This window comes from Piezobacter thermophilus (genome assembly GCF_055386745.1).
Genome location: NZ_AP042380.1, coordinates 2,363,085 through 2,376,059 on the forward strand (window position 1 = coordinate 2,363,085; position 12,975 = coordinate 2,376,059).

Here is a 12,975-nt window from a genome sequence, read left to right on the forward strand (position 1 = left end):
GATGAGGCAGATCCGGCCATGAATGACACCGAACAGGCCCGCCTGGCCGCCCTCATCCGGGCGCGGCTGGCCGAAATCGAGGAAGAAAATGCGCGGGGCCGCGAAGGTCAGGCCGTGGTGCCGCTCGATCAGCAGTCGGTCGGGCGGCTCAGCCGCATGGACGCGCTGCAAAACCAGGCCATGGCCCGCGCCCAGCAGTCCCGGCGCGACATCGAAACCCGGCGCCTGCGCGCAGCCCTGGCGCGGATCGGGTCAGGCGAATATGGCGCATGCGACGACTGCGGCGCTGACATCGCGCTGCGCCGGCTTGAACTGAACCCGGCCGCCACCCTCTGCATCACCTGCGCCCGCGGCTGAGGTGGTGGGCGACCACCGCCTGCAAGACCATCTCGAAGCAGTGGCAATACTCCACGTCGTCAAAGCCCGGCTCGTCCTGCAGCACCCGCCGGCGCGCCGCCGCCATGAGCGAGCCATTGCCCCATGACGGATGCGGCCGGCCGGTGCGCAGCATGAAGACATGGGCGCTCTCGGCCTCGCGGATCATCCGCGCGCACAGATCCCTCCGCGCAGGGGGCGGTACCGACAGCAGGGCGCGCGCCGCCGCGCTCACATCGCCATGCAGGACCGGCCGCATCCGGCTCAGCCCTGCAGATCGATACCGGCCCATGCCCCCGGACCGAACCGGGCCGAGATCTGCGCCACCTCCAGACGCGCCGGAAAGCCCAGCCCGTCAGCGGCCTGCAGCGCCGCGTCATAGATCCATTGCGGCGCCGTCACGGTCGCCTCGCGCCGAAGGGTCCCGCCCTCGGTGACCCGCACCAGATAGGCTTCGCTCTCCTCGCCCAGAGGCACCTCGGTCACGTCCCAGCGATCCCCGTCGATCCGCGTCCGGCGGATCCAGCTGACCCGCAGGCTGCCGTCCTCGGCGCGCCCGGCCCGCAGATGGGCCGGTGCCCAGGGACGCAACCCGATTCCGTCGAATGCCTCGACCCGATGCCGATAGGACGGATCGTCATAGCCCCGCGCCGCCGGACCGATCCGGTAGTGCCGCGCCATGCCGCGCCGGTCGGCGCTCAGCGTGATCTGCGTCACCGCGTCGTCCAGCAGCACCACCCATGAGCCAGTCGGCCATACCGCCGGCATCAGCGCATCCGACCCGAACTGCCCGCGCAACCGCATCGACAGCTGCCAGGTATCGGGCGCCACCAGCCGGGCATCGGCGAAGTGGAACAGCTCCCAGCCCGCCGCCGTGCCGTCCCCGATCGCCACCAGGTTGGCACCACCCAGCACCGCCTCGGGCGGGCGCGACTCGAAGGCGCCGGAGATCAGACGCACCTGCAGCGCATCTCCCTCGTCCCACAGACCCGGCCGCGCCGCCGGCAGGGGGGTCTCGGTCCTTCCCACCACCGCCCGGCGCGCAATCAGGTCCGACAGGGCATAGCCGCTGTCGCTGTCCGAGGCGAAGACCGCCACGCTGCCCGGCCACGGCTTGCCCGTTACCGCGAGATGCGGCGCATGGGGCACCTCGTCCCCGGCGACAAGCGGCAGATCCAGGAACAGCGGCCGAACCGGCACCGGCGGCACGAAGGCCCGGACCCGGGCCGGTTCGCGCACCGATTCGGACGGTTCGTAAACCGAAGGCTCGCTGCGCACCGCCTCAATCAACTGCATCTCGGCCAGCTCCACCCGGTCGATACGCCAGATGCCCCCCGGCACGTCCCCCCGCGCCGGCAGCCGCACCAGATCGCCGGCACCCAGATCCAGCCGCGACGGCGGCAGGGCGAAACGGGCCACGTCCCGCGACAGCCGCGCCTCGGCCAGCCAGCGCTCGGCCACGGCGCGCCCCTCGCCCCGCGACATCACCAGCGGCAGATCACGGGCGGCCACCGCATGGGTTTCGTCGTCGGGAAGAACCGCCTCTTCCGCCACCACGTCGAAATCCCCCTCCGCCTGCACGAAGCGCATCCGCACCCGCCCGGCCATCTCGGCCTCGGCGGCGCGGCTCAGCTCCAGATCGCCCTCGAGCTCGGGGCTGGCCGCCAGTTCCTCGGCACCGATGGCAACGGGTTCCCCCGACGGCCGGGGCCGGAACTTCAGCACCCCGTCACGCTCCACCGCGTCGAATCCGTATCGCAGCATCAGGGGCTGCAGCGCCGAGCGCGCATCGCCGACCTGCTCGACCACATGGCCGCGAACCATGTCGGTCAGCTCGGAGGTCTCCACCGCCGTCAGCCCGCAATCGCGGCAGATCTCCTCAACCACCGAGGCCAGGCTGCGCGCGCCCACCCGCCCGTTCAGCCAATGCCCGGTCTGGTAGTTCTCGCCATCTCCCCACAGCTCGTCATTGGCAGGGAAGGCCGGAAAGGGCCGCGCATCCCATGCCCAGATGTAAACATTGGCCAGATCCAGCATCGGGCCGCCGTAAAGTTCCGAAACCGGGTTGTTTTCCCCCTTCGCCCAATGGCCCAGCATCGCCTGCAGATAGCGCCGCTGGATCAGGTCGTCGCGCCGGCCACTGGAAAAATGCGGCAGCCCGGACTCGGAAGATTTGGGGTCAAGAAACCGGTTGGGCTGGTTCGACCCCTTGTCCACCGCGCCACAGCCTAGCTCGGTGAACCAGAACGGCTTGGAGCGCGGCACCCACGCCGTCGGCTGCGCCTGCCTGACGCCGCCGATGCGCTCGTGATGGGCGTTCTCCCACCATCCGCGCAGATCCTTGTAGCGCCAGATCCAGGGCTCGCCATGGGCTTCGTCCGTGATCGGGGTGCGGATCTGCGCCGCACGCGCCTGCGCGGAATGATAATACCAGTCGAAGCCCTCGCCGCCCTCGACATTGGCCTCCAGATAGGCGGGGTCGTAGATGCTGCGCCAACCGGCGCGGGCATCCAGATGATCCGACCCGTCGCGCCAGTCCGACAGCGGCATGTAGTTGTCGATGCCGATGAAATCGATATTGTCGTCAGCCCACAGCGGGTCGAGGTGAAAATACCGGTCCCCCGGCGCATCCGCCGGCATGTAGCCGAAATATTCGCTCCAGTCGGCGGCATAGCCGATCTTCACACCCGGCCCGAGCAGCGCACGCACCTCGGCCGCAAGATCGCGCAGCGCCTGCACCGCCGGAAAGGAGCCCGCCCCCCGGATCTGCGTCAGCGCCCGCATCTCCGAGCCGATGCAGAACGCATCCACCCCGCCGGCCGCGGCGCAAAGGGCGGCATAATGCAGGATGAACCGCCGCATCCCCCATTCCTGCGGACCCGAATAGGTCACCACCCCGTCGCCCACGGTGAAATCGGACGCGCGCGCAGTGCCGAAGAAGGCGGCGACCTCCGCCTCGGCCTGCGTCGTCCCGTCCGGGCTGCCCGGCCGCCCCGGGGCCACCGAAAGCGTGATCCGCCCCCGCCACGGCAGGGCCGGCTGCTCATCTGCCCCCGTCCAGGGATCCGGCAGCCCGTTGCCGGCCATCTGTTCCATCAGGATGAACGGGTAGAACATCACCCGCCTGCCCGCCTCCTGCATGTGGCGGATCGCCTCGACCACCGCCGCATCGGCCGGCGTGCCACCATAGACGGGCCGGCCATCCACCTGCGCAAGCACCCCCGCCCCGGCCCGGCCGACCCCGGACACCGACCAGGGCATGTTGGTGCCGTCGGCCTCGGCCGTCTCTACCTTCGGGCGGATCTCGCAAGATCCGCAGCGCAGGTCGCTGCCGAACCAGGACACCACCAGAGATACCGCCCGGCAGGCTGGGACTTCCTCGCCGAGCGCATCAAAGGAAGTGACGAAGTCGGTGCGCCCCGAGGGCGTGTTCACATTGTCGGCACGATACTGCCCCGGCCCGCCCGACCGATAGACCGGCGTGGTGGCCAGTGCATATTCTCCGGTCCCCGGAAACAGCGCCACCCCCTGCACGATCTGCGAAAGATCGCGCCCGAAACGGGACGAGCCGGGCTGCTCGGCCCGCACCACCTCGAAGGAAAACTGCGGCACCCGGTTGCCGAACCGCTCCAGCGACAGATCCTCCATCACCACATAGGCCGTGCCCCGATAGGCCGGCACCGCGCCGACCCCCTCGATGGCCTCCATGACCGGGTCCGGCTGCTGGTCGCGACTGCCGGTATAGACGCGCATGTTCAGATCATCGCGCGAAACTTCCTCGCCATCGGCCCAGACCCGGCCTACGCTCAGTATCTCGCCCTCGCACAGGGCAATCGCCAGCGACACGCTGTAGCTGTAACGCCGCGTCTTCGGGCGCGCCGAACCACCCTTGCCGCCACCGGAAACCGTCACCGTCTCGCGGAACTGCGAGGCCCAGATGACCTGCCCGCCAACCCGTATCCGGCCATGAACCCGCGCCACCGGCTCCCCTTCGCCGGCACCGGTCAGCCGGAACCGATCGATCCGGCCGGTTTCTACCGGTTCGGCGCCCGCACCCAGAATCCGCGCATCGATGACCCGGCCCAGCGTCGCCCCCACCGCCCGGCCGATCGCGACCGAGGAAATCCCCGCAAGCGTGCCCCCCACCGAACCGCCAATCGCCGCCCCCGCAGCGGCAAGAACGATCGTCGCCATCAGCCAATCTCCCCCGGATATGCGAACCTTGCCACGATCCGCCTTGCCCACGGCCCGCTCAGCGGGCTTTCCACCACCCCATGCCCGTCATAGGCATGCACGAACCGACCCGCACAGCCGGCCCGGGTGACGATGCCCAGATGCTTGGCCACAGCCCCCGCCCGCATGCGGAACAGAACCACGTCGCCAGCCTCCGGCTCCCCCGGAGCCAGCGCCACCAGATGCCGCGCCGCTGCCGCCCACAGCCGCTCTTCGCCCTGCGGCTCGGACCAGTCGGGCGTATAGGCGGGCACCTTTGCCGGCTCCTGCCCGTGCAGCTCGCGCCACACCCCGCGCACCAGCCCCAGGCAATCGGCCCCCGCGCCGCGACAGGACGCCTGATGCCGATACGGCGTGCCGATCCAGCCCCGCGCAAGCGCGACAACAATCCCCGGATCCGCCTTCACCGTCTGCTCCCCCCGTCGTTCGTTCCCGAAGAACGCGGCACCGCCGCCAGCCAGTCCTCGCCGGGAATGTCGGGAAAACCCTGGAAATTGACCCCATTGGCAAATTTCAGCCGGCAGGTTTCGAAGCGCTTGTCGCAACCGGCGGTGATCGCCACCCGATCCCCCACCTCGATGGCCGCTCGCAATGGCTCCCACAGTTCGATCAGACGCCCATCCCCATCAACCACATCCCGCTTGACAAGGGCCGAAAGCCCCGCCCCCGGCCCCGAAAGAACCTCCAGCCGCCCGCGCGCGAACCAGCCCGCATCGAAACCGGGCAGCTCCGCCCAGCGGAACAGGCGCCCGTCCTCGACCGCCGCCACGGCCAGCTCCGCCCGATACCCCGGCTGCGACAGGTCGAACCGGCAGGCCGCATCCCCCAGAACGGCGCTGCAGGGCTTCTGATAGACCCGCCCCACCGGACGGTTGAGCAGCTCCGTCAGACCCCGCAACTCGGCGCGGAAGGCTCCGCCCGCCCGTTGCACCTCGCCCAACATGCCGCGAAACAACAACCGGCGCTGCTCCGGCGCGGCCCAGTTGACCAGCCACACCTCGACCCCGGCCCCGTCGAAGCGGCCTGCCTCGATGTCCTCGTCCCGCACCGCCGCATCGCTGAGCACGCCGACGGCCTCGCTGTTGTCCACCGCCAGCCCCGTGCCCTGCTGCAGGGCCAGAGCCGACATGCCGGTATCGGCGCAAAACGCCAGCCCGTCGAAAACCAGCGTCCGGTCGTGATCGGTAAAGCCGAACCGCACCCCGTCGCGCCGGGTCACCGCCCAGCACCGGCACAGCGTCGTGACCCCGCCCTCAAGATGCGCCCGCAGCGCCGCCTCCTGCCCCGCCATCAGACTCGCACCTCCAACACCGGCACACTGGGCACCTCGCCGGCCTGAAAACTTGCCACGCTGGTCTGGATGCGGTCGGTATCGAACCGCACCGGCACGTCGAACTCGAACCCGGCCACCACGCGCATCCCCTCGGCCGGAGCATGGGCCAGCGTCACCAGACCCGTCGTGGTGTCGATCTCGAAATCCACCCCCTCGCGCAGCTCGTCCTGCTCGACCCCGACGCGTACGGTGCCCGCCACCGGCTTGCGGATCGGCCGGGCATAGCTCTGCCCCCCCGAACGATATGTCTTGACCAGCTGGAACACCGTCTCTCGCCCGTCGCCAACACCGATCTGCTGATCGTCGAAACCCACCACGGCAGATGCCCGGCAGGACTTGAAATCCGACCAGTCCTTCCAGCGGAACCCGTACATCTGCCCGCGCCGGGCCTCGAAAAAGGCGATCAGCGTCTCGATATCGTCCAGCGACCGCAACCCGACCCCGGCATCAAAGCGCCGGCGCGAATGCGCCCAGGGGGTGTTGCGCTCTTCGAACCCGTTGACCAGCGTGACGATATCGGTCCGCCGCTCGGGCCCACCAACCGAGCCGAAACTCAGCGACGCGGGAAACCGCACCTCGTGAAAATCCATCGCTTCCTCCATGCCTCAGCGATTGCGCGCACCGCGGCTCAGCGCCCGACCCAGCTGTGCCGCGATCTGCCCCTGGCTGCGGCGGAACCCCTCCACATCGGGGGTCGTGACGTTCATCACCACATTGACCGTGCCGCCGCCGCCCGCAGCCCTGACCCCCAGCTTGCCATCGGGCCCGCGCGCCAGCGGCATGATCGCCTCGGGCCCGGCCTCGCCCATCAACCCGACCCCGCCGCGCATCGGAAACCGTACCGGCCCCGAAACCACCCCGCCGCTGGCAAAGGGCATTACCCGCCCCTGAGCGAAACCGGCACCATCGGCAAAAGGCAAAAGCCCGCTGACGAACCGCTCCACCCCACCGGCCAGCGCACTGCCCACCTGATCGGTCACTGGCCGAAGCGCCGCCGAATACACCGTCTGGATCATCGACCGGGCCACCACGCCCAGCGCATCCGACAGCTTCATCCCGTCCAGAATCACCCCGTCGAAAGCCCGCCGCAAACCGCGCGAAAACCCCCGCTCAAGCGACGCCACATCGCGCCCCGTCGCTGCCAGCGAACGCCGCATCCGGCGCAGCTCGGCCTCGAAATCCGCCGTCACCCCGGCTGCCGCACCCAGACTGTCCTCCAGCGCCGCCGCCCGCGCCTCCAACTCGTCAAACCCGCTCTGATCCTGCATCCCGCTCTCCTTCCCCGGCCATACCGACACCTGTGCCCGACCCCGCTTCGGGACCGGGCGCAGCATCGGGCCAGGCCGCCATCAGGGCCTCAAGCCCCTCGCGCCCCAGCGGCGCCACCGCCCCCGCCTGCCCCAGCATCAACCGCAGCTCCGCCGGGGTCAGACGCCAGAACCGATCCGGCGTCAGCCGCAGCCCCTGCATCCCCGCCCGCATCAGGGCGGGCCAGTCGAACCGGCTCATCCCGCCTCGCCCGGCAGCATGAAGGCCCGCGCCAGCAGCTCGGCCGCCGCCCGCACCGCCGCCATCGGCCCGCCGGAGATGTCGGCCCGGCGCAGCGCCTCCGCATCCAGATCGACACCACCGCCACGCAGCCCGGCAACGATCACCGCCATCACGTCGCGGGTGGAAAACCGCCCCTCCTCGAAGCGCCGCACCAGATCGACCAGCGACCCCTCGGCAAGCGCCGCCTCCAGCTCGGCCAGCGCGCCCAGCGTCAGCTTCATCACCCGCCGCTCACCATCGATGACCAGCGCCACCTCGCCCGCCCAAGGGTTCGCCATGATCACACCGCCGTGAAGGTCAGCGCCCCGGCACTGGCCAGAGACAGCTCGTAGGTGGCCTCGCCGTCGTGGGTGCCGGCATATTCGATCGCGGTCACCTGAAACGGCCCCTGAACGATGCCGAAACCGGGGATGATGACCTGGAAATCCGGCGTCTCGCCATCAAAGAACAGCTGCCGGGCGCGTTCATCGGTGCCGGCGTCACGAAACACCCCAGATCCCGAAATCGCCGCCGATTTCACCCCCGCTCCGCCCAGAAGTTCACGCCAGCCCCCCTGGCTTTCCAGGGTGGTGACATCCACGCTTTCGGCGTTGAAACTGATCCGCGTGGCCCGCAGCCCCGCCAGCGTCTCGAACAGACCACCCCCGGTCATGTCCACCTTGATCAACAGATCCTTGCCACTCTGAGCAACCATCGGCTCTCTCCAAATTCAAACGCTTCAGTTGTCTTCCACCCGGGCGCGAAAGCGCAGATCGATCCGGCGCACCCGCCCCGCCCGGCCGCTGCGCCGGGCGCTGGCGCGCTCGAACCACAGCCCGACCACACGCCCGCGGCTCAGCACCAGATCGGCACCCAGCAACGCATCCCCCACCGCAGCCGCCACCGCCTTGGCCGCGGCAAAACCCGAGGCCTCGCTGATCACGCTCACGGTAAAACGATGCAAGGCCCCGGCCCCCGACGCATCGGAGCGGTCCAGAACCTCCTCGGCGCCCAGGCTCACATAGGTCTCGGGCACCGGTCCGGCAGGCAGCGCATCATAAACACCCCCACCGACCAGGGCATTCACCCCCGGATCGGCCAGCAGATGCTGATAGACCGCCTCCTGCAACGCCCCCGCCACGCCATAACTCATGTCGCAACCTCCTCATCGGCAAAACAGATCAGATGGCGCCCATCCGCATCGCGCTCGGCCACCGCACGAATGACGAAAACCCGCGCTCCGTCGCGAAACCTCTGCCCCGGTTGGGGGCGCATCGACGACCCGACCGGCGCCGCCCGCACCACGATCCGCCAGGACACGCTGGCCACCGGCGCCCCGCCCTGGCCCCGCTCGCGCCCGCCGCGCGCGCTCACCTCGGCCCACAACGCACCGCGCGCCTGCCAGCTCTCGACAAACCCGCCCGAGCCGTCAGCGACGCGCATCGGCACCTCCAGCACCAGCGACCGGTTCAGCCGCGGCAGCTTCATCACACCGCCCCCGGCGCCAGGCGCACCTGCCGGTAACGCTGGATCAGACTGCTGACCCCGAACGGCATGCAGCCCGGCCCCAGGGCCGTCTCGTCGCGATATTCGTAGTAATGCGCCGCCAGCAGCATCACCGCCTGCCCCAGATCGGCCGGCAGCCCGCCCCAGTCGGGCGCCATGCCGGCCGAGAAAGACACCCGCACCGCGCCACCCGCAGGCACCGCCGGCAGACACGCCCCTCGCGGGCGCAGGCGAGGCCGCTGATCATCCGCCTCCAGCCACCAGCGATCCGCCGCCACCGCGGTCTGAACCCCGGCCGCATCCTCCACGACCACCTGGTTCACCGCCGTCACCGGCGCCACCGGCAGAACCTGCCCCCGCGGATCGTCCCACCCCGACGCCACCAATGTGAAATTCCGTGCGATCAGCACCTTGCCCGTGCGCGCCTCGATCGCCGCGATGGCAGCCCTCAGAAACCCGTTCAGAACCCCGTCCTGCAGGCTCAACTCGTCGAACCCCGAGCCCAGCCGCAAATGCGCCTTGAACTGGTCCACCGGCAGCGCCGTATCGGGCACGGTGGTCTCTTCGATCAACCTCATCGATTCACTCCGCAAATCCGGCCCCTGCGGACCCTCGTTCAACCGTTTGCACGGACGCGCGCCGCCCCACGCTGCTCGAACGGAGGGGACAGCCAGACAACGTGAGGGGTCTTGCCCGGCACGCGCCCGCGACGGGGCCGCCGTGCGGCCCCGTCACCCGGCCCGCTTACGCCAGGCCGAATTTCAGCAGCTTGATCGCGGCAAAATCGCTCACGTCACCACCCACGCGCTTGGTGGCGTAGAACAGCACATGCGGCTTGGCGCTGAAGGGATCGCGCAGAACCCGCAGATCGGGACGCTCGGCGATGGTATAGCCGGCGGCGAAATCGCCGAAGGCCACGGCAAAGGCGTCGGTCGCGGGATCAGGCATGTCCTCAACGATCAGCACCGGATAGCCCATCAGACGGGCCGGCTCGGCAGCGGCCAGCCCGTCCGACCACATGAAGCGCCCATCGGCATCCTTGAGCTTGCGCAGCACGCCCGCAGTCTTCGAATTCATCACGAAGCTGGCATTGGCCCGGTATTCGGCCCCCAGCGCATAGACCAGATCGACAATGCTGTCGGCGCCGACACCGCCGTCAATGCCGGTGGGCACATAGCCGATATTGCCCCAGGCCCAGACCCCATTGTCCACCTTCGGATGCGACAGGAACCCGGTCGGCTTGTCGATGCCGTCGCCATTGACGAAGGCCGCCGCCTCGGCGCGGGCGAACTTGTCGGCAATCCGCGCCGCCAGCCAGCCCTCGATGTCGAAGGCGCTGTCGTCCAGAAGCCGCTGACTGGCCTTGGGCAGGGCGCTCAGCTCGTGCAGCGGAATGGTGATGCGGTCGATCTGCGGAGTCGCCGTCTCCACCGTTGCCGCCGTCTCCGAGGCCCATCCGGCCCCGACATCGGCATGATCCACCAGCACATCATATGACGTCGCCTCCACATTCACCACCGACGCGATGGAACGGATCGAGGCCGTCGATTGCAGCACCGAGCGGATGGTCTCGGCCGTCTGCGGATCAACCAGATAGCCGCCATCGACATTGACCGCACTGGACATGGCCTTGCCTTCCAACTCCAGCCCCCGCAAACCGGCATCATCGCCGTTGCGCAGATAGGCATCAAAGGCCTTCCTGTGCGGCGCACCCTCCTCGACAGCCGCCGCAAGACGCGGCCTGGCCGCCAGTTGTGTTTTCCGATCCAGCATGGTCACTCGCTCTTCCGTCTGTTGAAGTCGATCTTGAATTTCGTCGCGAAATCCCTTGAATTCGCTGATGAAACCGGCAACCGCCTGTTTCACTTCCCGAACCGCAGGCACATCTTCCCCGGCCAAGGCCGGCACTTCGGTCTTGCTCATCCGCACTCCCTTTTCCCGAATTTTCCCGGCGCGCTCAGTCCCGCGCCAGGTCCTGCCGCGCGGCCTCGAAGACCGCCGCCAATCCACGCAGGGCAGCCACCGCACCGGGCGCGTCGCCCTTGCCCGCCACCCGTGCCCCGGGCAGCATCGGAAAGGTCACCAGGGATACCTCCCAAAGCTCCAGCTCATCCAGAACCCGATGCCCCCGACCATCCTTCGAGGCCCGCCTGGTCCGATACCCGATTGACAGCCCGTCGATGGCCCCCGCCGCAATCAGGGCCGCCGCCTCGCGGCCGCGCTGGGTCACGTCCAGCACCCGCCCCCTGACCCACAACCCGCGCTCGTCCTCGCGCACCTCGTCCCAGACCCCGATCGGCTGCGCCGGATCATGCTGCCACAGCATCTTCACCCGCCGCCCCTCGGCCGCCAGCGCCGCCACCGAAGCCCCGTAAGCCCCCCGCGCCACCACGTCGCCCCCCTGATCCACCTCGCCGAACAGGCTGGCATAGCCGGCAATCACGGCGCCGTCCTCGACCCGCAGCGCCTCGCCGAAACGCGCGAACTTGTGTTCGAGCCCCACCTCGAAATCCATTGCCATCTCCTTGAAACCCTTGCCCGAAACCCTAGCGCGCCGCCGCCAGGAAGGACTGGAACGCCTGCGCCAGGATCACCCCCGCCACGCCATAGACCGCCAGCCACAGCCGCCGCTCCAGCCGCTCCATCATCTCCTCCAGACGATCCAGCCGCATGTTCAGATGCTCGTGATGAATGGCGCTCACCCGCTCATGCGCCGCCAGCCGCAACCCCGGAGCACATTCGAACGGCTCGGATATCCGCCGCTCCTCAGCCATTCGCCCCCCCTTCCGGCTGCGCCGGCAACCCCAGCAACCGCCGCTTCTCGGCTTCGGTCAGGAAATCTGCCACCGCCACACGGGCCCATTGCGCGTCGCGCTCGGCCGCAAGCGCGGGCACCTGATCCAGATCGGGCCGCAACTCCAGCGCCTCACCCGCAAACCCCGACAACCAGTGCGCCAGCGCCGCCGCCACCCGCGAGACCAGCGGCAGGACCGTCAGCCGATAGAAGGCCCGATGCGCCTCCTGGTAATTGGCATAGGTCGCATCCCCCGGTATCCCCAGCAGCATCGGCGGCACCCCGAAGGCCAGTGCGATCTCGCGCGCCGCCGCCTCCTTGGTCTTCTGGAACTCCATGTCGGATGGCGAAAAGCCCATCGGCTTCCAGTCCAGGCCGCCCTCCAGAACCATCGGCCGCCCGGCATTGCGCGCGCCCTGGAAATTGGCCTCGATCTCGTCGGACAGCCGCCGGAACTGCTCTTCCGACATCACGCCCTGCCCGTCGGCCCCCTTCCAGACCAGCGCCCCGCTGGGCCGCGCCGCATTGTCCAGAAGCGCCTTGGACCAGCGCGAGGCCGCATTGTGCACGTCCACCGCCATCGCTGCCGCCTGCATGGGCGAAAAGCCGTAATGATCGTCCTGCGGATGAAAGCTGCGAATGTGACAGATCGGAGAGATCTCCCCGGTCACGTCGAAACGGTGCTTGCGCGCCCCCACGGCATACTCATACGCAACCGGCCAGCCGTCGGCACCGGGCACCACCCGCATCCGGTCCGAGCGCAGCACATGCAGCTCCAGAGGCACCCCTTCGGCGCCGCCCACCGCCTCGACATAGCCGTCCCCCGACAGCAGCAGCTGCCCGAACAGCGCCTCCAGGAACTCGGCCCGGCCCTGCGCCGGATTGGGCCGCGCCACCAAAGACAGAACCGGATGCGCCTCGTAACGGCGCGCGCGATCCTGCAGCACCAGCGGCAGCGCCGCCGCTGCCTCGGCGATCAGCTTGACACAACGAAACCCCACCGGGTTCCCGGCAAAACCGCTGCGGGTCAGAGACACCGTGTCCCGCGGACTCCAGGCCACGCGACCGGGGCCATGCCAGGCCACCACTGGACCGACCGCGCTCGCCTTGGCCTCGGGGGACGCCTGCCTGCCCCCGCGCCGCAAGAAATCGAATACCATGCCCGTTCTCCCGTCTGCCTAACGCCGTTCCGGCCCGCGCCCCG

General features: G+C 69.2%; 17 protein-coding genes. 1 reads left to right on the forward strand and 16 read right to left on the reverse strand.

The features are described 5' to 3' along the window. Window positions 1–18 precede the first annotated feature (18 nt). Complete coding sequence (locus tag ACZ5CM_RS11405; RefSeq protein ID WP_464638832.1) at window positions 19–357, forward strand: TraR/DksA family transcriptional regulator; 339 nt, start codon at window positions 19–21, stop codon at window positions 355–357. Here ACZ5CM_RS11405 and ACZ5CM_RS11410 read toward each other — a convergent pair. The 16 genes from ACZ5CM_RS11410 to ACZ5CM_RS11485 all read right to left on the reverse strand — a co-directional run bounded on the left by ACZ5CM_RS11410 (window position 338) and on the right by ACZ5CM_RS11485 (window position 12,931). Continuing rightward, a complete protein-coding gene (locus ACZ5CM_RS11410; protein WP_464638834.1) occupies window positions 338–634 on the reverse strand; it encodes a DUF7742 family protein in 297 nt (98 codons plus the stop codon). The two genes, ACZ5CM_RS11405 and ACZ5CM_RS11410, sit on opposite strands and share 20 nt — an antisense overlap. Window positions 635–639: 5 nt before the next feature. After that, window positions 640–4,569: a baseplate multidomain protein megatron gene (locus tag ACZ5CM_RS11415; protein ID WP_464638836.1), complete on the reverse strand. Its 3,930-nt coding sequence runs from the start codon at window positions 4,567–4,569 to the stop codon at window positions 640–642. Next, window positions 4,569–5,015, reverse strand: coding sequence for an NlpC/P60 family protein (locus ACZ5CM_RS11420; protein WP_464638838.1), 447 nt, complete (start codon window positions 5,013–5,015; stop codon window positions 4,569–4,571). Before ACZ5CM_RS11420 ends, ACZ5CM_RS11415 begins: the two co-directional genes overlap by 1 nt. Then, the gene (locus ACZ5CM_RS11425) at window positions 5,012–5,899 is read right to left on the reverse strand and encodes a DUF2163 domain-containing protein (protein ID WP_464638840.1); all 888 of its coding nucleotides are present in this window, start codon (window positions 5,897–5,899) and stop codon (window positions 5,012–5,014) included. The genes ACZ5CM_RS11420 and ACZ5CM_RS11425 overlap by 4 nt, the downstream gene beginning before the upstream one ends. Next, window positions 5,899–6,531, reverse strand: coding sequence for a phage distal tail protein, Rcc01695 family (locus ACZ5CM_RS11430; RefSeq protein ID WP_464638842.1), 633 nt, complete (start codon window positions 6,529–6,531; stop codon window positions 5,899–5,901). The genes ACZ5CM_RS11425 and ACZ5CM_RS11430 overlap by 1 nt, the downstream gene beginning before the upstream one ends. A 15-nt stretch (window positions 6,532–6,546) precedes the next feature. Then, window positions 6,547–7,209: a phage tail tape measure protein gene (locus tag ACZ5CM_RS11435; RefSeq protein WP_464638844.1), complete on the reverse strand. Its 663-nt coding sequence runs from the start codon at window positions 7,207–7,209 to the stop codon at window positions 6,547–6,549. Continuing rightward, on the reverse strand, window positions 7,187–7,450 hold the full coding sequence (locus ACZ5CM_RS11440; protein ID WP_464638846.1) for a rcc01693 family protein: 264 nt from the start codon (window positions 7,448–7,450) through the stop codon (window positions 7,187–7,189). The genes ACZ5CM_RS11435 and ACZ5CM_RS11440 overlap by 23 nt, the downstream gene beginning before the upstream one ends. Beyond that, window positions 7,447–7,770 carry a gene transfer agent family protein gene (locus tag ACZ5CM_RS11445; RefSeq protein WP_464638848.1) on the reverse strand — a complete coding sequence of 108 codons (324 nt, stop codon included), beginning with the start codon at window positions 7,768–7,770 and terminating at the stop codon, window positions 7,447–7,449. Before ACZ5CM_RS11445 ends, ACZ5CM_RS11440 begins: the two co-directional genes overlap by 4 nt. A gap of 2 nt (window positions 7,771–7,772) precedes the next feature. Then, the gene (locus ACZ5CM_RS11450) at window positions 7,773–8,186 is read right to left on the reverse strand and encodes a phage major tail protein, TP901-1 family (RefSeq protein WP_464638850.1); all 414 of its coding nucleotides are present in this window, start codon (window positions 8,184–8,186) and stop codon (window positions 7,773–7,775) included. Between the two features lie 24 nt (window positions 8,187–8,210). Beyond that, a complete protein-coding gene (locus tag ACZ5CM_RS11455) occupies window positions 8,211–8,624 on the reverse strand; it encodes a DUF3168 domain-containing protein (protein ID WP_464638852.1) in 414 nt (137 codons plus the stop codon). Further along, window positions 8,621–8,959, reverse strand: coding sequence for a head-tail adaptor protein (locus ACZ5CM_RS11460; RefSeq protein WP_464638854.1), 339 nt, complete (start codon window positions 8,957–8,959; stop codon window positions 8,621–8,623). The genes ACZ5CM_RS11455 and ACZ5CM_RS11460 overlap by 4 nt, the downstream gene beginning before the upstream one ends. Next, window positions 8,959–9,555, reverse strand: coding sequence for a head-tail connector protein (locus ACZ5CM_RS11465; RefSeq protein WP_464638856.1), 597 nt, complete (start codon window positions 9,553–9,555; stop codon window positions 8,959–8,961). The genes ACZ5CM_RS11460 and ACZ5CM_RS11465 overlap by 1 nt, the downstream gene beginning before the upstream one ends. 166 nt (window positions 9,556–9,721) lie before the next feature. After that, the gene (locus tag ACZ5CM_RS11470; RefSeq protein ID WP_464638858.1) at window positions 9,722–10,900 is read right to left on the reverse strand and encodes a phage major capsid protein; all 1,179 of its coding nucleotides are present in this window, start codon (window positions 10,898–10,900) and stop codon (window positions 9,722–9,724) included. Window positions 10,901–10,934: 34 nt separating this feature from the next. After that, window positions 10,935–11,492, reverse strand: a complete 558-nt coding sequence (locus ACZ5CM_RS11475) for an HK97 family phage prohead protease (protein WP_464638860.1) — start codon at window positions 11,490–11,492, stop codon at window positions 10,935–10,937. A 31-nt stretch (window positions 11,493–11,523) separates the two neighbouring features. Next, window positions 11,524–11,751 carry a GTA head formation protein, RCAP_rcc01685 family gene (locus ACZ5CM_RS11480; protein ID WP_464638862.1) on the reverse strand — a complete coding sequence of 76 codons (228 nt, stop codon included), beginning with the start codon at window positions 11,749–11,751 and terminating at the stop codon, window positions 11,524–11,526. Next, on the reverse strand, window positions 11,744–12,931 hold the full coding sequence (locus ACZ5CM_RS11485) for a phage portal protein (protein ID WP_464638864.1): 1,188 nt from the start codon (window positions 12,929–12,931) through the stop codon (window positions 11,744–11,746). The genes ACZ5CM_RS11480 and ACZ5CM_RS11485 overlap by 8 nt, the downstream gene beginning before the upstream one ends. Window positions 12,932–12,975 lie beyond the last annotated feature (44 nt).